This window comes from Sulfolobus sp. A20, assembly GCF_001719125.1.
Taxonomy (GTDB): domain Archaea; phylum Thermoproteota; class Thermoprotei_A; order Sulfolobales; family Sulfolobaceae; genus Saccharolobus.
The window spans coordinates 1,278,684-1,303,551 of record NZ_CP017006.1 but is presented as its reverse complement, the minus strand read 5'-3'; the positions used below and the strand labels follow the sequence as shown (position 1 = coordinate 1,303,551).

Sequence of the window (24,868 nt, the reverse complement as noted above, 5' to 3'; positions counted from 1 at the left end):
TCTTATAACTTAAAAACTCTTTTTAAATTATATGCGAACATTTTCAGAGCTTGAGGCTAGAATTGTATTAATTTTAGCCAGTTCTTTCAAAAACTTGAAGGAACTTAGGTGGAAGTATAACAATTCTGAACCTTTCGTTGAGGTTGAGGGCAATGGCAAGAGCTCTTATCTGGTAATAATTGACCATAGAGGAAGTGGGTTAGTTAGGCTAGACGGAAAACCATACTTTGAATTAGACGCTTATCATACCCTAATACCAATACCCAAAGGAAAACACGTCTTCAACATAAATTTATCAAACTATATGGATTTCGGAGAGAAGATCGATCCTAGCCCAGGATTACCATTTTACACAGAATTAGATCTTAATGCCTTTGAACTATACATTTATGGCGATTTGATTCTAGATTTGTTAAGGGATAATAATATAGAAAGAGAGATAAAAGATGATTTAGCGGAGGCTTTAACTAAAGGGTTAAGAGAAGCATATTTTGAATCAGTTTCCAAGGATCAAATCTACATTGCTTCTAAGTTCGTTAAAACTAGCTTAGACTTAAACAGAATGTATAAGTCGATCAGTGATGATGAAGTGTATGCCCAGAATGAAAATAGTGAGAAATATGTTAAAGCCTTAAACGTCTTAAGAGATGAGTTAAGAAAACTCGTTTCTATTTACGGTAAAAGAGGTAAACTGATAGGTGTAGGTCATGCACATATAGATACTGCGTGGCTTTGGCCTTTTGATGAGACTAGAAGAAAGGTCATAAGGACCTTTGCAACTATGTTAACATTACTGGATAGATATGATTTTCATTACATTCAGAGCGCTTCAATTTACTATGAATGGGTAAAGGAGGATTACCCTGAACTTTTCGAGAGGATAAAGCAAAAGGTTAAGGAGGGAAAGTGGGAGATAGGTGCACTATACGTTGAAAGCGATACTAACATGGTATCTGGGGAGTCTTTAGCAAGACATTTCTTATACTCTCAGAGGTTTTACTTGGAGAACTTCGATAGATTAGCTGAGGTTTTATGGTTACCAGATACGTTCGGTTTCACAGCTTCGTTGCCTCAAATAGCTAAACTAGGAGGAGTTAAGGCTTTTGCCACACACAAGGTCTTTTGGAATGATACGAATAAGTTTCCATACAATGTGTTTAACTGGGTAGCTCCAAATGGTGAGGAATTGCCATCAATAGCCTTTGGTAACGGAAAGGGAGGATATAATTCAGATTTTTCCTCATCTAGCGTACTACAACAATGGCAAAATTGGAATGAGAAGAACCAGCCAATGCTATACTCTTTCGGATATGGGGACGGGGGAGGAGGACCAAACGAGATTATGCTAATTAAGGCTAATGCGATAAATGACATACCGATTTTGCCAAAAGTTACCTTAAACGGTTTGAGTGAAATGCTAAACGAGATTAAGCCAATCAATAAATGGAGAGGAGAGCTCTATCTAGAGACACATAGGGGAGTATTAACTTCGCATTCTAAGATGAAATTACTTAACAGAAAGGCTGAGATCTTGTTGAGAGAAGCAGAAATTTGGTCTACAATAGCTGGTAACTATGATCATAATATATTTAGAAGACTTTGGAAAACAGTTCTTAAAAATCAATTCCATGATGTTTTGCCCGGTTCAGCTATAAGAGAAGTATATGAAGTTGCCTATAAAGAACTGGAAGAGGTTATAATAGAGGCAGAGAGAATTACTCAAGAATCGATTTCAAAGATAGTAGGTAAAGGAGAAGATCTAGTAGTATTTAATTCTCTTAATTGGGAAAGAGAAGAGTACATCGATAAGGTAAAGGTAAGGGTTCCACCATTAGGTTATACTAAATTGAATCCAGTCGACGTTAAAGACACCGTAAAGCTTGATATTGACGAGAAGGAGTATATTATAGAGAATAGGTACTTTAGGATTAGAGTTAGTAAGAGCGGTGAGATATTATCTCTTAATGATAAAGAGGTCATGAGGGAGGTAATTAAAGAGCCTAGTAATTCAATAGTGTTTTATGAGAATATACCCGGATGGGCGGACGCTTGGGATATTGAAAAGGGGTACAAGGAGACTAGCTTTAAAGTGAAAGCCTCTTCCTCTGAAGTGATAGAAAAAGGACCTACAGTTGTAACCATTAAATTTACATATAGCTTTAGAAGGTCAACCATTACACAATTATTGAAAGTTTATGCTGATTATAGGCGTATAGACTTCGTCACTACGCTTAAGATGAAGGATAGAGAGTTACTAGTTAAGACTTGGTTCTACTTTGACCTCAACGTTGATAGAGCAGTTTCAGATATACCTTTTGGAGTTGTCGAGAGATTCACATGGAGTAATACTAGTTGGGATAAGGCTAGATTTGAGGTGCCCATCCAAAAGTTCGTCGATATGTCGGAAGACAATTATGGAGTAGCAATACTTAATGATGGTAAGTACGGCGTGTCATTAGAGGGTAATAGTATTGGTTTATCTTTGAGTAAAACGCCAATATTTCCTGATCCTAATACTGACTTAGACGAAGTAACTTTTACCTACGCATTATACCCTCACTTAGGAGATTGGAAGAGGGGTGAGGTATTAAAGAGAGCTTACGAACTTAACGTTCCCTTAAGAGTAATAAAGGGAAATGGTACTAGTACTAAAAGTTTCGTAAAAATCGATGGTCCATTAATGCTGGAATCGATCAAAGTCTCAGAGGACGACAATGGAAGTATCATTCTTCGACTCTATGAATACGCAAACTCTAGGGGGGAAGCTACTATCGAATTCCCTTATAACGTAGAAAAGGTTGAGAGCTTAGACTTAATAGAGCTTAACCAGATACCTAGGGATATATTGATAGAGGGAAATAAGATTAGAATAAAATATAAAAATAGAGATATTCTAACTATAAAGGTGAGGTTTTCGAAGTGAGGAAGATAAGCATTGTCACTGGAGGAGCGAAAGGAATAGGAGCATGTATAGCTTATACGCTGGGAAAGAAAGGTTATTCTGTAGTAATAGCTGATATTGATGATAAAGCTGGAGAATATAGATTGAAGCAGTTTAGGGATGAAGGTATTGACTCCCTTTTCGTAAAAACTGACGTATCATCGGAGAACGACGTTAAGAAGCTTATGGATCAAGTGTATAAAGAGTATGGAAGAATTGACGTGTTAATTAATAATGCAGGAATTGGTTTCAGCGGTAGAAGTATTGAAGAGCAGACTTTGGAAGAGTGGAAGAAAATAATAGATACTAATTTGACTGGAACTTGGCTATGTTCTAAGTATGCAATCAAATATATGAAAAATACCGGCGGTGTAATAATTAACATAGCTTCAACTAGAGCATTTCAGTCAGAACCTAACACTGAACCATATTCAGCCTCAAAAGGTGGTATTATAGCTTTAACTCACTCGCTAGCAGTAAGCTTAAGTAAATATAGCATAAGAGTAATAGCCATTAGTCCAGGCTGGATAGATACTAGCAATTGGCAATTTCCGCCAAAGGAATCTAATTTGTCTAATTTAGATAATAAACAACACTTAACTGGTAGGGTAGGCAGACCAGAAGATATAGCGTCGTTAGTATCATTCTTGGTCTCAGATGACGCTTCATGGATCAGTGGCGTAAACTTTACAGTAGACGGAGGTATGACGGTGAAGATGATTTACTTAGACGAGAATATAATACAAGACTCTTTATCTTTACTTTTTAAGGATGAAGAGCTTTCAATACTAATGAGAAAACTTATAGAAAGAGCAAAACAAAATAGGGAGGAAGTAAAGAATATACTTAGGGCAATTCTATGATTTTGTCTGTCGATGGAGGGGCTAGCAAAACAATAGCCGTGATCTATGATAATAACCAGATACGAGGAGTGGGCATTTCCGGACCCTCAAGTTTTTACGTCGTGGGCAAAAGGACTGCAATAGCTAATATATTGAGCGCAATCAGACAAGCTAAAGGAAAAATACATGAGATACCGAGGGCAGTTTTTTGCTTATCTGGAGCTGGAGATTCCAACGATTCCGATGAGATAGTTAATGAGATAGTCAAGGCAGTATCGATCAAAGCTTTCATAAAAAGCTACAAGGTGTATAATGATGGAGTAGCTGCTTATAGAGTAGCTAATGCTTTTGAAGATGGAATAACTGTAGTTACTGGATCAAGTAACATAAACTATTATCAGAAGAATGGGATATTAAAGAGACTTGGGGGATGGGGTTGGTTTGCTGGAGATGAAGGATCCGCTTCATGGATTGGTAGAAGAGCGTTAACATACGCTATTAGACAGCATGACGGATTACTTGAGGGATACGATCTAGTTGAGGCTGTAGAAGAATACTTTGGTAAGCCTTTAAAGAAGGTGATTCAACAATTAGAGCTTAAACCAGATAAGGCATTAGTATCTGGCTTAGCCACAAAAGTGGTAGAATTAGCTAAGTCCGGGTCAAGTTATGCTAATCTAATATTAGATGAAGCTGTAGAATATATATCTACTACTATTAGAAAATTACTGAAGGAATTCGATTCGACTCATCCTAGAATTTCATTGGTAGGTGGCTTAATGCAAGCTGGTGACTTCCTATTAAATAAGGTCAGGCACAGTCTACCATCAAGTCTAGACTTTCACGTATTCTACGGATATCAAGCAGTAATTGGTGGGATAGTTATATTGGATAGGATAGAAATATTCGAAAAAATTCAAGATTTATTATTTCAGTTAGATGATTTCATAGAAGCTAACTTACCTCAAAAACAAGTAGAAAGTATTCTATTTTTTAGAGAGCCTCCACGTGAGTGGGGATGAAAATTATTAAATTTATCGAATTATATTGATCTTTTATTTATCTAACATAAACATAAAGGTTTATATTCTACTTTATGTAGTATAAACTCTAATGAAAGCAATCATAGTAAAACCTCCAAATGCTGGAGTAGAAATAAAAGATGTGAAAGAAGGGGAAGTCGATAATTATGGCAAGGTTAAAATAAGGACGTTATATAATGGAATATGCGGAACTGACAGAGAAATAGTGAATGGAAAGCTGACTTTAAGTAACTTACCTCAAGGAAAAAACTTTTTGGTTTTAGGTCATGAGGCTATTGGTGTTGTTGAGGAGTCTTGTTGTGGTTTTTCTCAAGGGGAGTTGGTTATGCCTGTTAATAGGAGGGGTTGTGGTGTTTGCAGGAATTGTTTAGCGGGTAGACCAGATTTCTGCGAAACTGGCAAATTCGTTGAGGCTGGAATTCATGGTATAGATGGTTTTATGCGTGAGTTTTGGTTTGATGATGTTAGGTATCTTGTTAGGGTTCCTAGGGCTTTGGAGGATGTTGGTATTTTGGCTCAGCCTTTGGCTGATGTTGTGAAGAGTGTTGAGGAGATGTTGAGTGTTCAGAGGAGGGTTCCTTTGTGGAGTTGTGATGATGGTACTTTGAATTGTAGGAGGGCTTTGGTTGTTGGTACTGGTCCTATTGGTATTTTGTTTAGTTTAGCCTTGAGGACTGTTGGTTTAGAAGTATGGATGAGCAATAGGAGAGATCCCAGCGAGACTGAGCAGATATTTATCGAGGAAACTAAAACGAATTATTTCAACTCGTCTAATGGCTATGATAAGCTGAGGGAATCCATCGGTAAGTTTGACGTTATAATTGACGCTACTGGAGCTGATGCATCACTAATAAATAATTTATTGCCATTATTGAACAGAAACGGAGTATTAGGTTTGTTTGGCTTTTCAGTATCTGGGACATTTTCGATAAATTATAATATGTTACAAGACATCATTCACGCAAACAAAGTAATTATAGGGCTAGTTAACGGTCAAAAGCCTCATTTTGAACAAGCATTGGTTCACTTGGCTTCGTGGAAGACGTTGTATCCAAAATCATCAAAATTGTTAATTACTAAGACAATAAGTATTAACGATGAGAAAGAGGTTTTGAAAACATTAAAGGAGAAAGAACACGGGGAGATAAAGATAAGAATATTATGGGAATAATTGAAATTTCAATCAAGAATTTTTTTAAGTAAATTTTCCTCATTCTATTAGTTCGAAATTCCCTAAGATTTTATAAGTTTCTAGTTATATCTTCCTATTGTTTTATGGTGTTAAATATACTAAAATAGTTTCATTATAAATCTAAGTTGATATATATTATGTTTAAATGTCAAACTTTTGGAAACCTTTTTATATTTTCCCATACATTATATGTATAGGGAAATGATAAGGCTGGATATACTATTTTATTTATTGATCTCCACTATTATCTCAATCGCAACTATAATTTACATAAGCTTTACTGTTCCCTTAGCGTTTTCATATAGGCAAAAATTTTCTTCAAGTAAAGTAAATAAAAATGACATAACTGCTTTGATACCAGTGTATAATGAGAACGTTAATACTTTTAAAGAAGTAATTAATTCCGTAAAGGAGAATGGAATTAATTTTATAGTAGTTGGAGACGGATGTGATCAGCCCTATAGAGAGATTGTGGAATCGTCTGGCGGTGTTTTTATTGGATTAGCTAAGAACGGTGGGAAGAGGAATGCAATAAGGGAAGGATTCAAGTATGTTAAGACTCCTTATGTATTACTACTTGATAGCGATACTGTACTCCCAAAGGGAGCAATTGAGAAGTTATCTTCTAAACTAGATGATAAAGTAGTAGCAGTTAGCCCGGAGATAAGGGTAATGCCAGGGAAGGATAAAAATGTATATTATATTAGCGAGATGATGCAAAGATTAAGAGAGTTAAGTTATAGAGCATTGCAGAAAGTAGGTAGTATAGTGTCATTAAATGGTCAGTGTATCTTAGTAAAAACTGAGGTCATAAGACCTTTAATTGAATCTGGTGATTTCAAGAGTGTTAAACTTTGGAGGTTTACTACAATTTTAGGAGATGATAGGCAAATAACTAATTACATCTACTCTAAAGGATATAAGGCAATAGTAACCAGTGAAGTAATGGTGAAAACTAAGGCACCTGATAATTTAAAGGGATTATTAAGACAGTTAGTGAGGTGGTATAGATCGAATAATTTCTTCTTGATAAAGGAGCTCACTGATGGAACTCTCATGAAGAAGGGGTTCTTTTACGCGTTTACTTTACTTTATTGGTATACGCTTCCATTGCTTAGCTTAAGCAATTATTTATTATACACTGAAATAGTAATGAGGCATATACTTACCCATTGGAATATTATCGTTAAAGTAATAACTAGGGATCCAATTAAATTCATAGAATATGTTATAGTGAGAAGGATAAATAATGTATTTAACTTAGATCCATCTCCTGTTACAAGAGAAATTAGTAAACTATCACATCTTTCACCTAACTTTTATCATCATTATTTTTACCATCGCCACATATTAGTTATAAATCAAAAGCCATTAGATGTAAATATAATATTCTTCTATTACTTCTATAATTTCCATAACCTCGTGGGGGAAATATCTACTATTGTTTCAATTATTATGATTCTTACAATTATTTTATATACTAAAAAGAGTTTTAGGGAATTCACAATAGGAATGCTTGCCTTTCCCCTAATGTTCTTCGCTGACATTTTTGCCTTATTTACTATCTGGAAGCAGAAAAAATGGTCTGGTCGTAGTTAGTTTTTTAATTAAAAATTGTGTAATTTATTAGATAAAATGTAGACAAAAGAATAGATTTTTTACTTTTCTAAGCGGTGTGATAAAGAGTGAATAGAAAAAATGGCATATCTATTTAAAGAAGGCACGCAAAGGTCATCTGGAAATGACGTAATACTAAATAACATAGCTGTAGCTAAAATATTGTCAGAAATGTTAAAGTCTAGCTTAGGACCTAAGGGTTTAGACAAGATGTTGATAGAGGGTCAAGATATAACTATTACCAACGACGGAGCTACAATAGTAAAGAATATGGAAGTGGAACATCCTACTGCAAAAATTCTAATAGAAACTGCTAAAACGTTAGATTCAGAGGTGGGTGACGGGACTACATCAGTTGTGGTATTAGCAGGTTTATTACTTGAAAAAGCTGAAGACTTGATAAACCAAAAGATACACCCCACGACTATAATTGAAGGATACAGATTAGCACTTAATGAATCCTTGAAAGTTCTTAAAGAGATTTCAGATAAGATAACGCCAGAAAACAGAAAAGCACTTCACGATTTAATTTACACAACATTATCCAGCAAATTCTTCTCTACAGAAAGTACATTAGAGAAAATAATAGGATTAGTAATAGAGGCGTCGTTAGCTGTCTTAGATAAAAGAGATGGACAGTACAACCTTGATATAAAGAACATAAAAACTGTGAAAATAAATAGTGGAGAATTTGATGATAGTGAGTTATTTAATGGCGTTGTTTTAGACAAGGAACCAGCTAATGAGAACATGCCAAAGTTTCTAGAAAACGTTAAAATATTACTGATAGATTTCCCATTAAAGTTAGAGAAAACCGAGATCAACATGAAATTAGGCATAACTGATCCAACGCAGATGAAAGCTTATTTGGATGAACAAACAGCCTACATAAAACAGCTAGTAGATAAGATAAAAAGTCTAGGAGCTAAAGTTGTAATAAGTCAAAAGGATATTGATGAAGTAGCTTCATATCTAATGGCAAAGAACGGAATTATAGCTGTGAAAAACGTTAAAAGAAGCGATATTGAACTACTAAGTAGGGCTACGGGAGCAAGAATAGTAAGTAGTATTAAAGATGTAAGTGAGAGCGACCTAGGGGAAGTTAAAGTAATTGAATTGAGAAATCTAGGTAAGAATAAGTTCCTCTTCATAAAGTCGGACAAGGCTAAAGCTGTGACTGTTATAATAAGAGGGTCTAGCAGTTTATTAACTGATGAAGCTGAGAGGAGTTTAAACGATGCATTTAACTCAGTCAGAAATTTACTACTCGAACCGTATATATTACCGGGTGGGGGTGCTGTTGAAGAAGAATTAGCGTTGAAGTTGAAGGAAAGTGCGAACAAGATTAAAGGTAAGGAACAGATTGCCTTTAATGCCTTTGCAGATGCTCTAGAAGAATACGTAGTTACTTTGGCTAACACAGCAGGCATGGATCCAACAAACACATTAGTGGAAATAAGGAGCAAACATGCCAAAGGTTTGAAAAACGCTGGAATCGACGTAATTAAAGGTCAAATTAATGATAATATGTACGATTTAAAGGTCATCGATTCCTTAAGAGTTAAGGAGCAAGTAATAAAAAGCGCTACAGAGGCTGCTACAGCAGTTTTAAAAATAGATGACGTAATAGCAGCTGCTCCTGCTAAACAACAACCACAACAACAACCGTACATGGGTTGAAAAGTTAAGATATGAGTTAATATTTTTATGTCATATTATATATCATATGGAGCTTAAGATAACTGATTTTAAGGTTTTTACGACTCAAGCTAATTTTGAGTGGACTTTTGTTAAAGTGTATTCTAAAGACCTTTATGGTATCGGTGAGGCTGGTCCAGCACCCGGATTAAAGGGAATGGAGAGTGAGTTCAAACAATTATTACTTGGAGAAGACGCCTTTAAGATTAATAGGATTGAACAGAAACTAAGATATGCTACATTATACTCAGGGAGCACAACTTATCACATGATCTCAGCAATTAATATAGCGTTATTTGACTTAATAGGCAAATACTTGAACTTACCTATCTATAGATTGTTAGGAGGAGATAGGACAGAAATACCCGTTTACGTTGATGCCCATGGTGGAAAAGGTCTAGAAGCCATGAATGCACTACATTTACCCGCCAAACTACCTTGGATAAAAGAAGCTGAGGTAGAGAGAGGTAGATTATTAACTGATAACAACCCTATTCATGGTAGATTATCTATAGAGAGATGGAATGAGGATTATACGCCAGAAGCATATTCTAAGAGGGCTTTAAAGATGAAAAATGAGGGATTTACAGCGATGAAGTTCGACTTAGACGTTCCTACCCCTTATGTGGATATAAGGAGGATTATGTCTGGAGACTTATCTCTTAAGGATATAGATTACATGGCTAGTATAGTTAGAGCTGTGAGAGAAGCAGTAGGAGATGAGGTAGAAATAATGGTTGACCTTCATTGGAGATATAATTTAAATACTGCAATAAGGATTTGCAAGGCATTAGATCCTTATAGACTGAGGTGGATTGAGGACCCGATACCAGCAATAATGTCCGTTAGTAATTTTGATGAGTTAAAACTTCTTACTTCCCAATGCTCTACTCCGATAGAGACTGGAGAAAATCTGTACACTGTAGTTCAGTTTAAGGATTTGCTAAATACTGGTGTAAGAGTCTGGGCGCCAGACATAGTTAAAGCTGGAGGAATTACTGAGGGGAGAAGAATAGCAGAGCTTGCATCAATGTATGATATAGAGTTCTCTCCCCATAATATTTCCTCGCCTATTGGTACTTTAGCTCACGCTCATTTAGCCAGCATAGCTAATACTTTTGGATTTGTAGAATTTCACGGACATGACGTACCATTTTGGAATGAAATCGTAAAGCCTAAGAGAAGAATCATCGAAAATGGAATTATAAAGCTTACTGATGACCCTGGATTAGGAGTGGACTTAGATGATCAAATTATGAAAAAGTACTGGGAAGACTATGATTTATAGATAGCATTTAAAAATACAATGAACATATAAACTGATCAGCTCCCGCCCTAAAAGGCGAGGTTTATCACTCTATTATCATTTGTGTATCCTATTCTTTCTTATGAAAGTTTTAAATCATTATCTTGATATTTAACCTTCTTCCAGCAATAAAAGCGAGATTCTTGAGTAAGTTGAGCAAAGAAGTAAGATTCTTTCATTTCTCGCTATAGATATATCACAATGTATATACTTTCCTCAGCTAATACTTAATAAAATCCTTTTTTACCTTCTTTTACCATCTCTTCTAGAATTTTATTGGGTTTGTAAGCCTTATATCCTTTGGAATAAATGTCAACTAAATGTTGGTAAATTTTATTAACTCCTAATTCATCAGCAATCTCTAATATCCCTCTAGGGAAATTAAATCCATAAACCATTACTGTATCAATATCTTTAGCATTAACTATATTATTTTCAATAAGCCAACTAGCCTCATTAACCGCCAATGAAATTAGCCTAGCAGGGTCTACTTTACTATGTTGAGGTAGTTCAACTTTCTTATATTTTCCAGGCTCTGGATAAACGTAGAAACCTTTACCACTTTTTACACCTAACTCCTTATTGTCCACTCTTCTTTGATACAGAGAACACTTCACATCTTCGGCTGTCCCGCTCTCTACTATAACCTTCCATAAATCTACTACCACATCTAAACCTACGTAGTCAGCTAACTCAAATATGCCCATTGGTAATTTTAAACCATTCCTCGCTGAACTGTCTACCTCTTGAATTGTTGCCTCTCCGCTCTCCACTTCCCTACACGCCTCTTGTAATAGCCTTAAAAAGATCCTATTACTCACGAAACCTGGAACTTCAACTCTTAGCCTAACCGGTATTTTACCCATCTTATTAGCTAGCTCAATCGTCACATTAATAACTTCCTCAGACGTATATTTACTCGGCACTATTTCAACTAATTTCATTATGGGTGGAGGGTTAAAGAAATGCATCCCTATCACCTTTTCTCGCCTCTTTGTAACTTCAGCAATTGTTGATATGGGAATTGACGAAGTGTTAGAAGTTAAAATAGTATTTTGTGGAGTGACCTTGTCTAAGTTTTCAAAAACTTTTCTCTTTAAATCAATTAACTCTGGAACCGCCTCTATTACGAAATCTGCGTCTTTCAATACATCATAGGAAACGGAAAAATTTATTCTACTCATCACGTTCTCAGGTTTTTCCTTTAATATCCCTTTTTCATAAAATTTTATCAATGATTCATTTATTCTTTGTTTAGCCCTATTTAAGAAGTCCCAAGAAACGTCGATAACATAAACTTCAAAACCAGCTAACGCTGATACCTCGGCTATTCCATGACCCATGGTTCCAGCTCCAACTACGCCTAACCTCTTTATCATATGATACTATCATCTCGTTACTTAATAAAATTTTCAATTCATACTTTAGTTGATATAAAGTAAACTAAATTTATCCAATTACGATTAGGCGTAAAGAATATAAAGGGGTATGAGAACAGATAATACTGTGACCATTAAGGATGCGATAAAACTCTTTGGACCCGCATGGATAGTTATGATGGCTGATGTTGATGCTGCAAGCGTTTTAACGGGCGTAGCTGATGGACAAGAATACGGCTACAGATTAGTATGGCTATTATTGCTCTTAACTTTACCACTATTTCTTATTCAAGACGCTGCCGGTAGGATAGGTGCAGTGAACAATGGAAAGGGTCTTGGAAGCTTGATTAGAGGAAAATTCTCTACTAGTTTGGCCCTTCTATCTTCAATGCCTATGTTTGGAGTAGACGTCTTTACGTATGTAGTGGAGTACAGTGGAATAGCTGTTGGTTCCTTAATCCTAGGCATACCTATTTACATAAGCTTACCTTCATTTTTCCTAATTCATCTTGCTATAATACTTACGAAAAAATATACAAAGGCAGAAAAAATATTATTGGGAATATCATTCATATTGATGATTTCATTTATAATTCAAGCGGGATTAAGGGGAATAGTCCCTAATCAGCAAATATTCTATTTCTCCTCCTCACCATCGTTTATTTTTCTGGTAGCAGCAAATATAGGAGCAGTAATAATGCCATTCATGTTGTTTTATCAAGCTTCCGCTACTGCTTACAAGTACATAGATGCCAATTCATCATCTGAAGTGAAGGTTAGATGGTCGTCTTATGAAACTATAATAGGAGCTATCGTTTCAGAGGCATTGATGGTAGCAATAGAACTAGCGACGACTGGTATTTCAAAGTCTGTAGATCCATTAAACTATGAACAAGTATCTCAAGCTCTTTCAATAATCTCTGGTAACCTATCTCCCTATATTTTTGGTATAGGATTAATTAGTGCTGGCTTCTTAGCACTAATCGTAGAGTCTTTTGGAAGTGCATGGGGCACTTTAGAGTCCTTGAATAAATACGATCCATATGATGAAAAGAGTTATAAGAACTTAGTTTGGCTTTACCTTACGGAAAGTGTACCGGCTTTAATAGTAGTAATGATATTTAGCAATAATTTTGACAAGATAGTAAATTTTGTCTTAACTCTAATGTCTATTTCACCTATAGTAGCCCTAATTCCTGCCTTCTTCATAGGAATTCTCGTAGGAGATAGGAAAATAATGGGGGACTATGCATATGGTAAAACTAGATTGATAATTTACTGGATTACCATGGCGTTAATAGGAATTAGTGGATTCATGTCTCTAATTTATTAACATAATTCTTCTACTTACCCTTCCACATCTTTAATGATGATACAAAGTCGTTTATTGAATACCTACTTTTCCAACTCAATGGATATGAAAATTGTATGTATTGTGAGGAAGTGTAATCTACATTAAGCAGTTCCTCATTGTCTAATGTTAAACGTATCCTCTTGTTATCCGCCTCTATTCCCAACTTCCCATTATCATTCGAGCTTTCAAGAAATTCAAACCCCTTATCGTATCTTAAAATGACGAATTTTTCTAAATTGTTTACGTTATTATTTACAACAAGAATACCTGACCCAAAGATTATGTAAAATAGCCATAGTTTCACTACGTTAAGGTTTTGATCAATACTTCTTATACTGTAAGCTTCATCACCAAAGGATGTGCATCCTCTTAATGCAATACACATCTGATTACCGTAAATATAAGCTGTATTGTTAGCCCATTCAGCATATTTTTCCATACTCTTACTTAAAGGCTCTATATGAGCGTAATACTGAGAGTCTATCTCTATAAGTCTAGTGGGGGGTAAATATTTTATTGTGTCGGGGCTGAGGTCCAAAAATACAACGAAACTAGGATATGATCCACTCCATATGGAATAAGCCCTCTCTGAGACCTTTCTAATTTCAGTAAAAGGAGGTAACTTGTAAATTAATCTGTATAATCTATCAGCCAAAACTGGATCTAATCTACTTAAGACTATAGCTCTAAACGCTGAAGAAATAGCGCTAATGTAAGGCATAATGTCACTTTCACTCTTAACTCTTTTCACTATTCCATTTTTTATAATATATACCTCGTTATCATCACTAACTTGAACTTCTATTTCACACTGAGTATTAACTAAGCCCTTCTTCCATTTGATACACTGTCTATATACCACAACTTATATTTAGAGAATAGAGTAATTAAGTTTTATATACCAACCTTCATGTGTTAACTTATATAAATTAAAGATTAGACATGAATAACTAAGATCCCTTCATAGCTAATTTTCCGTTAAAATTTACATAGTTATATCCATTTGAGCTTTTAAAGATACTATAAAGGTTAAGGGGTCATTAGAATGTTTTTACCATATAATAATAAAAAGTTAAGTTATTCCTTATTATCTCCGCATCGAGGTAATGATTTTCTCTCCTACTAACATTGAAGATATAGTAACCATGGGAACACCTATGCCGGGCTGAGTATATTGTCCCACATAAAATAAATTGTCTATACTCTTATTCTTCAAAGGAGGTCTGAAAGGACCAGTTTGACTTAAAGTGTGAGAAAGACCAAATGCTGTTCCCTTATATGCATTATAATTTCTCATAAAATCAAGAAGTCCAAAAGTTCTCTTAAACTTTATGACAAAATTAGAACCAGTCTTTATCTTAAAATCTTCAATTGCTTTATTTAACAAATACTCTTCCCTTTCCTTAAAACCTGGAGGTATTGGAATGAGAAAAACTAAATCATCACCCTTTAAATTCTTGTCAGTAGCTTTCCTATAACTCACATAATATGACATGTTCCCCACATCTATTTCCTTACCTTTACATATTGAGTCAAAATGCATCTTCCAGTCTCCATTAATTATTATGGTATGATGGCTTGACCTAACCTCTCCTTCTACGCCTAAATAACCTAAAATAGCAGAAGGAGCTAATTTTCTCCTTTCCCAATAATACTCTCCTAATGCGTATTCGGGGGGCAGGAGAAGGTCAGCGTAATGATAATCCATATTAAATACAAAAAGATCTCCATCTACCTTCCTACCCTCTGATTCAACATATATAACCTTGTTCTCCTTTACCTTTACTCTATCTACTTCAAAGTTAAACAAGAAATCGACTCCAGCTCTCTTACATGCCTCGAATAATTTATTTACCAAACCCTTAAATCCACCCTTTGGATAATATACACCTTTCCCCAAGATTGCGTAGTTCACCATTGCATATATTGCAGGAGTGCTAAAAGGAGAACCTCCTAAAAACACTGAAGAAAAACCTACAGCCTTCAATGAAACATCATCCTTAAAGTACCTCCTGTTAAATGAATCCAAATTCAAGAATATGGGGAATTTCCTAAAGTTTTTAATTATGACACTATCAAACATGTCACTAATTCTCATTTCTTTGAAAAGAAACCTCTCCATTGCAAGTTCATACATGAACTTCGTATCTTCTATATACTTTTCAACATCGCCTTTAATTACGTTAGGTTCAGAGGCATATATATCAACACCTCTGCCTAACTCATTTAATTTTCCTACATACAGAGAAAATAGAGGATCAACTTTCTCTATTTCTGGAACTTCTTCTCCTACTTCTCGGTAAAACTTTTGAAATACTTCTGGCATTAAGTACCATGAGGGACCCATATCAAAAGAGAATTCTCCCACTGAAAAATTCCTAGCCCTTCCCCCAGGTTCACTTAGTTTTTCTAACACAGTGACTTGAAAACCTTTTCTCTGTAAATATAGTGCTGTTGATAATCCTCCTATCCCAGAACCTACTATAACTACATTCACTTAATTTCACTCTCGTTAGGAATCTTGTCTATACCCTTAATTACCAGTAGAAAACCCCAATTCCCTCTTCCTTCCTTGTGATGAACGTCATGAACTAAAATAAGCTGTCTAAATAATCTGTGTTTTAAACCCCAAGACCTTAGATGTAAATGCCTATCGTGGATGATCATATCATGAATAAAAAAGTAAGCTAAGCCATATGCAGTCATCCCTAACGCTACAGACAAGAATAGTAGACTCCCAGTACTTAACCACTCTATTATTAGAAATATTGCTATTGATGCGAATAAAATTCCAAAGGCATCATTTTTCTCTATCTCAGCTTGTTTTTCCTTATGATGGTCTTCATGTAATATCCATAGATAACCATGCATGACGTATTTATGTAGACCTCTAGCTATGAACTCCATCCCAAAAAATACTGTAATACTGATCAGGATTAGTTCTATGGTATGGAATAGCATATCATATATAAGGCTTAATATAAATAAAGCGTGTGTTAAAAATATTTTAATAGCTTTTAAAAAGCGATTGTTAAACGGTTTTTTATACAATGCTTTATCGTGTACTCCTCTTATAGAATTATGGATGATTATAAAACATTAAATGCCATCTTTAGGAGGGGCAGTGTAACTTATTATAATAGTACTCTATTCTTTCCAGATGAAGTCAGAAGAGATGTGACGAGGCTTTACGCTTTTGTCAGAGTTTTTGATGATTTAGTTGATTCGATACCACAAAAAGTAGATGAATTTTATGAAATGAGAGACAAGTTCTACCGTGTGTTAGAGGGTAAGCAAATTGATGGCGTTGTTCTAACTAACTTTTCAGACCTAATGAAAAGAAAAAGGATTGAAAGGGAGTGGGTAGAGGCATTTCTGAATTCTATGGAGTCTGATATTTATAAGAAGACATATTACACTATCGATGAGACATTAAAATATATGTATGGCTCAGCTGAGGTAATTGGTCTAATGATGATGAGGATTTTGGGTTTAAATCAGGAGTCAAGTTACTACGCTAGAATGTTAGGAAGAGCAATGCAGTATTTGAACTTCATTCGCGACGTTAAGGAAGACGTTGAGTTAGGTAGACAGTATCTGCCTTACGACGAAATGAGAAAATTTGGTATTAAGAGCTTATGTGAATGCAATGAAGGGTTTAAGAAGTATATGAGGTTTCAGATTGAAAGGTTTAATGTATACCAAAGAGAAGCCGAGAAGGGATATAAGTACATTCCATTGAGGTATCTAATACCGATAAAGACTGCAGCTGATATGTATAAATGGACAGCTAATAAGATATGGCACGATCCATGTGTAGTGATAAGGGTAAAGGTTAAACCAAAGAAGAGGAGGATAATAACTCAAGGTGTCTATAATTCGCTAGTAGGTGTATTGAGATGGTTACCTTCTTTTATCCCCATTTAGCATATATCGAAATAGACTCCATGATATTCTTTCCTACTCTAATCATATCTCTTCTTTTCGTGAAAAGAAGGTACAAAGCTTTAGCCTTTTCCATTCTAGTATCCTCTATACCATTCATATTGTGGGATATTTTTGCAACCTCTATAGACAGTTGGAGCTTTAACCCGTATTGGATAATTGGACTCAAAATTATCAATTTACCAATTGAGGAGATACTATTTTTCTTCGTTACACCTTTCGCTTGTCTGATGATATATGACTTTGTAAATATTAAAATAAGAGACAATAAGATACCTTTTGTCAGAAGAGACAAAGTGTTGATTGTATCAATTATTGTTTTAGTATTAGACTTCTTTTTTAGATATTTTTCATATACTTTTGTAGACCTTATATACTTCTCAGCTTCTCTCATTCTAGTAGAGATATTTGATGAAGAAATGTTTAAATCAACTAATTATTGGGTATTTGTTGCTTTAACTTATATTCCTTTCCTAGTTTTCGATTACTTTTTGACTTCCCTTCCTATAGTCATCTATGGACCTCACTCTATATTAGGGATTAGAATCTTGACTATTCCAATAGAGGATGCAATATATTCTTTAACTATGATGAACTTCTACACATTATTTTATAGAGTAGGTGAACGAATGTGGAATCTAACATAGAGACCTATTACTCTAGTGAAGAACCTAGGAAGATAGAGAGAGTATATCAATTCGATAGAGATTCGATTATTAAATGGATGAAAAATAGACCTTCAGCGGAAATCAAAGTAATTAAGGATAATACAGAAAATGATGTAGTAGTCGTTATTCCCACTATGGACGTTAATTCTGGGAGAGCTAGGCAAGCTAAATCAATTTTCTCACCTTTACCAATAGTTTTCGTTGAAAGTAGGGGGAAATTCTTCAACTATGCAAGAAGCGTAAATTTAGGTGTTTTAAAGGCTATAGAGTCACATCCGAAATGGGTAGTTATTTCAAATGACGATATGCATAAAGTAGATAATGCTACTAAGTTAATCGATGAACTTTCTACGGCTACAAAAGGTATGGTATTGGCTAGTCCATCATCATATCATACGTACAGAGTATCAATAGTAAAACCAACTTCCGATTTCGTTAGAGTAATGCACATCATAGGCAAAATATTCCACTTGCCACCAGCAGAAGTATATGGTTATTTGTTAAATAAGTATGGAGAAAATCTCAAGATTAAACACGTCGTATTAATTAATTCCATGGTAGGTCCCTTTATTAAGCTTTCCGGGGAAATTATTGATTCATTCTTAAATGCAGGAAGTTTTCTAATCTTGAATAGAAGGGTAATCAATGGAAAAGTTTTTGATGAAACGTTTATCAATGGGTACGAAGATGTTTACCTATCGATGAAAATGAGAGAAGATCTTGAGATAATAAAGTTTAGGATAAATGAAGATAGAGGTAGTAGTTTAGGATTCAATAAAATTAGATTTTTAAAATTATTTGTAAATGAAGTTTACATGAATTATCTCCTAGAGAGATTTAAGTTCTGACTTCCTCCCCGAAGAGTGAAGCTTTCCTCAAATCGTAAGAAACATATGTCAAGAAATTTCATAATAAAGTGACGACAAGTTTCACCATTCGAGATGAGATCGCTAATTATAAGTAGTAGATCTCGTTGTAAGAAAACAATTAAGTGATAAATTTATACATATTAAGGGAAGCAAGTGTTAATGAAAGATAGGAATAATAGTAAATAGATGCAATATATACTTTTTGTAGATAGTGATATTCAATAAATTGTTTCCTGATAACAACTTTCTATAGGACATAGATCACGATAATTGATATCTTATATCTGATATTATATATAATGTTGATGCCGTTAAAGTAATTATGAAAATAAATATATATGCGTTCAATTAAAGGTTATCATGATAATAATGAGGAGAAACCGTGAAGAAATAATTTCCGACATACTAGAGGCTATTGACAGTAAGATAAATAGAATATCATCGATAATGAAATATGTAAATCTTAGTGCATCTTTGGCTAAAAAATATTTGGCATTAATGAAAGAAAATGGTTTAATTGAAGAAAAAGACGGTGAGTACGTAATCACTGAAAAGGGAAGGAAAGTCCTAGAGCAGATAAGAAGTATAAGAAAAGCTGAAATAGACTTAATTACCTTGGTTAATGAATTAAAGAAGGAAATAAATCTAACTGAATAATGAAAATATAAGATAACCCAGTGTAAACAAAGCTATTGACATATTCAGAATTTTGTAAATTCTCTTAGGTATGATATTTAATATTGAAAGGGAAAATATTGAAATAAACGATGCAAATATGAAAGCTAAGAGTGTTTCTATAGAATATAATAAATTATATCCAGATGATGCTATAACTATCACTATAACCTTTGTAGGAGTAATAACAAAAGCTCCTTGAAGTACTCCAGCGGTATTAGCACCAATATCGAATTCTTTACCAGTTATAGCTTCGATTATAAGAAGGATTGAGAATATTATTCCTACTATATCTGCAATTATCTCAAGAATCTTATTATCCCCTATTAATATGACGAGCGGTATAGCTATAACTATGAAACCAGCTGAATGTGATAAAGCGAATTGTAATATCTTTCGCCTAGTCTTTAACAGTCTTGCCGTAACTACATGATCAGGTTCTATACCATGAGATAAGCCTAATATGACTGCTAATATTATAGGATTCACGATTTAGATTAGGAACTTTAACTAAAAATTAGTTATTGACACTAAAAAATAAATTGTTACTACCACGCAAATATTGATTAATTTCCTCAAACAAGGAATAATAAAGTAAAAAAGCTGTTATACTCTTATTACTTGAACATTTTTAGATATTTTCACTTGATAAACTAAATTTGATATCAACTGGCTTATTAACTTCTTCGCAGTCTCATCAGTTAAATTTCCCTGCTCGTCGAACTTTTGCTGAGCAAAGCTTACGAATACCTCTGGTGCAGGAACTACTATTACATTAAGGAAGGATAATATTTGCCTCAAGTGATACTGAGCCAAGGATCCTCCTAGCATTCCCATAGAAGCACTAACAATAGCAGCTATCTTTCCACTAAAAGCATTGTCGTTATATGGCCTTGATGCCCAATCAATTGCGTTCTTTAACACCCCTGGTATTGACCTATTGTATTCCGGAGTAGCTATTAATAGAGCGTCAGCTTCCCTAATCTTTTTCTTAAACTCTTTTACAATTTGAGGGGGATTATTCTCTTGATCTTGGTTAAATAGTGGAATCTCTCCTAAACCTTCAAAAATCTCCATAGTAACGCCTTTAGGCAAAAGATTTAAGGTAGATCTTAGCAACTTTTTATTGTATGAGTCTTTCCTTAGGCTTCCTGCTATACCAAGGATTTTGATTTCGTCCATGGGATTTACTTGGTAAAGTAAATTATAAAGTCAGTGCTAGTGGCATTGTTTACATAATTAAATAAAGAATTATACATAAAATGCGCCCCAAAACGTATTTGCTATAGTGAAAAATTATTTATATTATGTCATTTTATTTAATAATTGGAGCACTATTGATTGAAGAGAAGACTGTTAACCTCCTTACAACTCTATAGGCAAGGATTTTTGCCGAGGTCTAAAGCGTTAATCCTTTTCACGGGAATTACTCCGTTTGATGAGAGAAAGGAGGAAAGTGATTTTCAACACATTAGTTACTTTATTTATTCCTAACTTCATAATATTAAATTTGCCATTAGTATTAATATCCTATATCTGACCTCCTTCCTGCCTAAAGGGCAAGCCTAGTCTTCATTTTGTCAGTAATTGTGCGATAGGTGAAGCAAAGTGTTAATAAAATGTAAAACTTATGTATAATGAATGAAGATACTGGCAATAGGCAACGTATTTAATATTTCAGGGGTTTCTACACATATTATTAACGTATTAAAAGAGTTAGTGAAATTAGGGGATGAGGTTACACTTTACGTTCCTTCTTTTTTGGTTAAAAATAATTATGAAGTATTGAAAGACTTAGAGAAGAGTGGGGTAAGAGTCTTTGACTCAGTGTATGATGTGATAGAAAAGTATAACGATGAGTTAAAGCAAGGTACTTTCTCGTATTTCCTTAAATCTCATACCGTCTATATAAAATGGAATGATCTAGGGATTGATAGGAACTATATTGAAATGCTAAATAATGTAAAGGCAGACTTAGTTTATGATATGCATGAGGACTCAATTACTCTTAGATTATCGTATCACATTGCAAAAAAACTTAATAAACCTCTTATTAAGCTTCTTCATGATGAACCTTTTAGGAAGACTTTTGGAAGGGGATATAGGAAGATTTTAGGACTTTATGGTTTAGCCTATGATACTCTGATGTGGTATTTTTACAAGCTAGATAGAAAGGCTTACATAAAGGCTATGAGTGATGGTGTATTGAAAGGAATTGCGTCCGTTTCTCAAGCTTCCATTGAATTATCTAGAATAGATGAGATATGCAATAAGTATAACATTAAATTAAAAGTATTTAGAGTAGGAAATGCGTTTAATAAGGATTTAATATATAAATTTAGGAGGACCAAGGGAAAAGACGATTATGCGGTATTCTTAGCAAGGTTAGTTCCTCAAAAGGGAATAAGAGAGCTTCCTAATATTGCTAATCTATTAAAAAGTAAGGTAGTCGTCTTCGGCAAGACGATAAATGAGAGGGATGAAGAGATGCTAATGTCCTCTAGAAAAATAGAGTATAAAGGATATAGGCCAATTGAAGAAGTATATGATACCGTATCTAAGGCTAAAGTGTTAATATATCCCTCGCACCAAGATGGATTTTCGCTGGTAGTATTAGATACTTTGGCCTTAGGAACTTCTGTGGTAGCTTATGATATACCGGCTATAAGATACGTTTACTCTGGACTGAAACCAGTTAAAATCGTAAAAGAATATGACATAAAAGCCATGGCTAACCTAGCTAATAAAATTCTAGAAATGGATGAAGAGTCTTATGAGAAGGAGCATGAAGACGAAAGGGTAAAACGGTTCTTAGAGGAGCACTCTTCCTGGGCTAACGTTGCTAAGGAAACACATGAGTTTCTCAATACTTTTGTTTTAAGCTAGGACCTTGACCCACTCTAGAGATTACTACTCTCTTGACTCCTACTTTTTCCAAAAAGTCCATCACCTCATTAATATATTTCTCGGTAGTAAAGATATGAGGATTTGGACCAGCATCGAATGTGTAACCGGCATTACCAAACTCTTGAACCCATTCCATTATTTTCAGAGATTTATCATTCAAGTAGAAAAATGAGGGCCAACTATCAAGTATAACCGCGTGCATACTATTACTATGTCTCATTACGTAATAGTAAAACCTTTTTTCATCCTTTTTCCTTATCGCATCAACCACCTCGTTTATGCTATTCTCTATGAATTTCAACCTACACTCCATTAACTCCGAAGTTTCAGCTGATCTCATCATCCCCCTTCTAGACGAAATCTTCTTCTCTTCTTCACTTATAATCGCAATGATATCTACTAAATCCCTCCAATGGTCACTTGGAAATAATTGGTAGCAATACGAATCTTCTCCATCCTCTCTAATTCCCTTCTCCCACATAACGAATCCTCCGAACATACTTCTACACGCACTACCTGAACCTAACCTAGCTATTTTTGAGAGCTCTTTCAAAGGTAAATCAAGTCCTAAAAGCTCATTTAGCCCTAAAGTTATTGCAGCTATTCCCGCAGCTGATGAAGCTAAACCTGCATTAGCTGGAAAGTTAGCTATCGATTCAATCCTAACATGAAAGTTCTTACTTACGATCTGTCTGAACTTTTCTATAACCCTTCCAGCGTATTCCCTGCTCTCCTCTTCAGACAATATCTTACCGTTCACTATGATTACATCTTTCTCATCTTTATTCAAGCTTATTGTGGTTGTAACCGATAACTGCTCATCTAAAGTTATAGAAATTGAACTGTTTAACGGAAGATTTAATTTTTCATCTCCTCTCTTTCCCCAGTACTTTACGATTGCAATGTTTGAGGGAGCTGTAACGGTTACACTATTTAACATCATTGGTTCTAAAAACGATTAAAGATTTTAATCTTTACCTAAATAAATTAAATCGTATAACTCCTTCCTACTCAACTTAAACTTTTTCGTCTCATTATATATTCCTTCTTTAGAAATTATTACTCCTATATCTCTTATTACTATCTCATCTCCTCTTATAATGTAGTCTTTAGCTAATATTTCTCTTAATAAATTAAGATCCCTGATTCCATGGGCTTTAAGCAAAATAAAGGCTAACATATCATTAACTCGCGTAATCCTTCCTAAGTTGACATCGGTTAAATTAACCTTATCCAATATTAAACTAAGATAGTAAGTGGCTTCTAAATCCCTACTATCGATGAAGGAGATGTTCTTATCTATAATTCTGATTTTTACGGAATCTCTGAAGACGTTTATTTCACTATAAGGCAAGTTGGTCCTTTCAAGCTTATCTAAAATCTCCCTTAAGGAGGGACAGTTATGAAAGGTAATCTTGAATCTATTGGTAAACAGTTCTTCAGATTTATTTAACGTTTCCTCTAATTCGCCTAACGTTAAATTTGCTAAATCTAAAATCACATTGCCTTTCATAACCCTTATGTTTACCTTTCCTCTTAAGTATTCTACTTTATAATTATACGCTTTTACATTATATTTTTCTAGCAAATCTACCAATTCTTTTAACTCATGTATATTATCGCTATCGGAAGTAATGACATATTTATCTATGATATTTTTAATCATTCTGATACATCTTAAAAATCAGAGTCAAATATATAATTTGTTGAATAAATCTTTATACACACCCTCATAGTAAAGATATAACTAGCTGTTGATTTAAGACAAAAATTTATTTATCTGTTTTCTGTACATAAAATACGTGGTTATACCGATTACAATATTAGATTTGTATAATAATACTAATCACCGGGATAGGATATGACAAACCTAATTTTTTTAGAGTTTATATCAATATCCTCTCTGCTTTACGTACTCTCAACCTTGTTACAGCTTACGGCAGAGAGGAAAGCTGCTGAAATTTTACGAAATTCCTCTAAAGTGATTGACCTTGCTAAAATCGAATCGTTACTCTCACTAATCCATATATTATCTTCTGATAATATGTCAGAAATCTTAGAGGGAGCAATATTGGCAGTTCCACTAAAATTGCCAATGGATGACGCGATAAAATTTATTTCAGACAATTGGAGTTCATTCAAGTCATTAGTAGATGTTTTAAATTCTAAGATAGAAAAGGTAAATAAATTGGTATTTTTGGAAAATGAGATAAAAACATCCCTTAGAAACGTTTCGATTATTAATAAGCTACTTTTAATACTATTATTATCCTCAATTATACTTATTCTCACTAATCAAATTGTTACATCGTTCCTTCTCTCCGGATTAACCTTTGGAATATCTCTCATGTCAGTAATTCTGTCAGTAACCAGTATAAGATATACAAGAGAGTTCAAAAGAATAGGTGAATCATGCATAAAAGGTGATTAAA

Annotated in this window: 22 protein-coding genes; 14 read left to right on the top strand and 8 right to left on the bottom strand. The window is 34.4% G+C overall.

The annotated features are described in order from the left end of the window. Positions 1-31 precede the first annotated feature (31 nt). From BFU36_RS07075 to BFU36_RS07045, 7 genes are all read left to right on the top strand, one after another. Positions 32-2,923: an alpha-mannosidase gene (locus tag BFU36_RS07075; protein ID WP_069282932.1), complete on the top strand. Its 2,892-nt coding sequence runs from the start codon at positions 32-34 to the stop codon at positions 2,921-2,923. Beyond that, on the top strand, positions 2,920-3,804 hold the full coding sequence (locus tag BFU36_RS07070) for an SDR family oxidoreductase (protein ID WP_069282930.1): 885 nt from the start codon (positions 2,920-2,922) through the stop codon (positions 3,802-3,804). The genes BFU36_RS07075 and BFU36_RS07070 overlap by 4 nt, the downstream gene beginning before the upstream one ends. After that, the gene (locus BFU36_RS07065) at positions 3,801-4,805 is read left to right on the top strand and encodes a BadF/BadG/BcrA/BcrD ATPase family protein (RefSeq protein WP_069282928.1); all 1,005 of its coding nucleotides are present in this window, start codon (positions 3,801-3,803) and stop codon (positions 4,803-4,805) included. The genes BFU36_RS07070 and BFU36_RS07065 overlap by 4 nt, the downstream gene beginning before the upstream one ends. A gap of 91 nt (positions 4,806-4,896) precedes the next feature. Beyond that, positions 4,897-5,997 (top strand): glucose 1-dehydrogenase, encoded by a 1,101-nt coding sequence (locus BFU36_RS07060; protein ID WP_069282927.1) that lies wholly within the window; start codon positions 4,897-4,899, stop codon positions 5,995-5,997. A gap of 210 nt (positions 5,998-6,207) precedes the next feature. After that, complete coding sequence (locus BFU36_RS07055; protein WP_069282926.1) at positions 6,208-7,617, top strand: glycosyltransferase; 1,410 nt, start codon at positions 6,208-6,210, stop codon at positions 7,615-7,617. Between the two features lie 99 nt (positions 7,618-7,716). Then, positions 7,717-9,315 carry a thermosome subunit alpha gene (thsA, locus tag BFU36_RS07050; protein ID WP_069282925.1) on the top strand — a complete coding sequence of 533 codons (1,599 nt, stop codon included), beginning with the start codon at positions 7,717-7,719 and terminating at the stop codon, positions 9,313-9,315. 46 nt (positions 9,316-9,361) lie between these two features. Then, entirely contained in the window at positions 9,362-10,621 is a 1,260-nt protein-coding gene (locus tag BFU36_RS07045; RefSeq protein WP_069282924.1) for a mandelate racemase/muconate lactonizing enzyme family protein, read from the top strand. Between the two features lie 245 nt (positions 10,622-10,866). On the opposite strand, the gene BFU36_RS07040 is transcribed toward BFU36_RS07045, so the two are convergent. Continuing rightward, positions 10,867-12,018, bottom strand: a complete 1,152-nt coding sequence (locus BFU36_RS07040) for a 3-hydroxyacyl-CoA dehydrogenase (protein ID WP_069282922.1) — start codon at positions 12,016-12,018, stop codon at positions 10,867-10,869. Positions 12,019-12,145: 127 nt separating this feature from the next. On the opposite strand from BFU36_RS07040, the gene BFU36_RS07035 reads away from it, so the two are divergent. Continuing rightward, entirely contained in the window at positions 12,146-13,351 is a 1,206-nt protein-coding gene (locus BFU36_RS07035) for an NRAMP family divalent metal transporter (RefSeq protein ID WP_069284651.1), read from the top strand. A gap of 10 nt (positions 13,352-13,361) precedes the next feature. Here BFU36_RS07035 and BFU36_RS07030 read toward each other — a convergent pair whose 3' ends face one another. From BFU36_RS07030 to BFU36_RS07020, 3 genes are all read right to left on the bottom strand, one after another. Further along, a complete protein-coding gene (locus BFU36_RS07030) occupies positions 13,362-14,234 on the bottom strand; it encodes a hypothetical protein (protein WP_069282920.1) in 873 nt (290 codons plus the stop codon). Between the two features lie 225 nt (positions 14,235-14,459). Then, positions 14,460-15,869, bottom strand: a complete 1,410-nt coding sequence (locus BFU36_RS07025) for an NAD(P)/FAD-dependent oxidoreductase (protein ID WP_083216360.1) — start codon at positions 15,867-15,869, stop codon at positions 14,460-14,462. Next, a complete protein-coding gene (locus BFU36_RS07020) occupies positions 15,866-16,333 on the bottom strand; it encodes a sterol desaturase family protein (RefSeq protein ID WP_069282918.1) in 468 nt (155 codons plus the stop codon). The genes BFU36_RS07025 and BFU36_RS07020 overlap by 4 nt, the downstream gene beginning before the upstream one ends. 120 nt (positions 16,334-16,453) lie before the next feature. Between BFU36_RS07020 and BFU36_RS07015 the strand changes: the two genes are divergently transcribed. The 4 genes from BFU36_RS07015 to BFU36_RS07000 all read left to right on the top strand — a co-directional run bounded on the left by BFU36_RS07015 (position 16,454) and on the right by BFU36_RS07000 (position 19,511). Further along, positions 16,454-17,299 (top strand): phytoene/squalene synthase family protein, encoded by an 846-nt coding sequence (locus BFU36_RS07015; protein ID WP_069284649.1) that lies wholly within the window; start codon positions 16,454-16,456, stop codon positions 17,297-17,299. Next, positions 17,272-17,964 carry a lycopene cyclase domain-containing protein gene (locus BFU36_RS07010; RefSeq protein ID WP_069282916.1) on the top strand — a complete coding sequence of 231 codons (693 nt, stop codon included), beginning with the start codon at positions 17,272-17,274 and terminating at the stop codon, positions 17,962-17,964. The genes BFU36_RS07015 and BFU36_RS07010 overlap by 28 nt, the downstream gene beginning before the upstream one ends. After that, a complete protein-coding gene (locus BFU36_RS07005; protein ID WP_069282914.1) occupies positions 17,949-18,833 on the top strand; it encodes a hypothetical protein in 885 nt (294 codons plus the stop codon). Before BFU36_RS07010 ends, BFU36_RS07005 begins: the two co-directional genes overlap by 16 nt. 390 nt (positions 18,834-19,223) lie before the next feature. Next, the gene (locus BFU36_RS07000) at positions 19,224-19,511 is read left to right on the top strand and encodes a winged helix-turn-helix domain-containing protein (RefSeq protein ID WP_069284648.1); all 288 of its coding nucleotides are present in this window, start codon (positions 19,224-19,226) and stop codon (positions 19,509-19,511) included. Here BFU36_RS07000 and BFU36_RS06995 read toward each other — a convergent pair. Together BFU36_RS06995 and BFU36_RS06990 are read right to left on the bottom strand one after the other, a co-directional pair. Continuing rightward, the gene (locus BFU36_RS06995; protein ID WP_069282910.1) at positions 19,500-20,018 is read right to left on the bottom strand and encodes a hypothetical protein; all 519 of its coding nucleotides are present in this window, start codon (positions 20,016-20,018) and stop codon (positions 19,500-19,502) included. The two genes, BFU36_RS07000 and BFU36_RS06995, sit on opposite strands and share 12 nt — an antisense overlap. A 117-nt stretch (positions 20,019-20,135) precedes the next feature. Continuing rightward, positions 20,136-20,711 (bottom strand): NADPH-dependent FMN reductase, encoded by a 576-nt coding sequence (locus BFU36_RS06990; protein ID WP_069282908.1) that lies wholly within the window; start codon positions 20,709-20,711, stop codon positions 20,136-20,138. A gap of 459 nt (positions 20,712-21,170) precedes the next feature. On the opposite strand from BFU36_RS06990, the gene BFU36_RS06985 reads away from it, so the two are divergent. Further along, positions 21,171-22,415 carry a glycosyltransferase family 4 protein gene (locus tag BFU36_RS06985; protein WP_069282906.1) on the top strand — a complete coding sequence of 415 codons (1,245 nt, stop codon included), beginning with the start codon at positions 21,171-21,173 and terminating at the stop codon, positions 22,413-22,415. Here BFU36_RS06985 and mvaD read toward each other — a convergent pair. Continuing rightward, positions 22,393-23,376, bottom strand: a complete 984-nt coding sequence (gene mvaD, locus BFU36_RS06980; RefSeq protein ID WP_069282904.1) for a diphosphomevalonate decarboxylase — start codon at positions 23,374-23,376, stop codon at positions 22,393-22,395. The two genes, BFU36_RS06985 and mvaD, sit on opposite strands and share 23 nt — an antisense overlap. 27 nt (positions 23,377-23,403) lie before the next feature. After that, on the bottom strand, positions 23,404-24,102 hold the full coding sequence (locus tag BFU36_RS06975; protein ID WP_069282903.1) for a hypothetical protein: 699 nt from the start codon (positions 24,100-24,102) through the stop codon (positions 23,404-23,406). A 195-nt stretch (positions 24,103-24,297) separates the two neighbouring features. Here BFU36_RS06975 and BFU36_RS06970 point away from each other — a divergent pair, with 195 nt between their 5' ends. Then, positions 24,298-24,867: a hypothetical protein gene (locus BFU36_RS06970; RefSeq protein WP_069282901.1), complete on the top strand. Its 570-nt coding sequence runs from the start codon at positions 24,298-24,300 to the stop codon at positions 24,865-24,867. Position 24,868 lies beyond the last annotated feature (1 nt).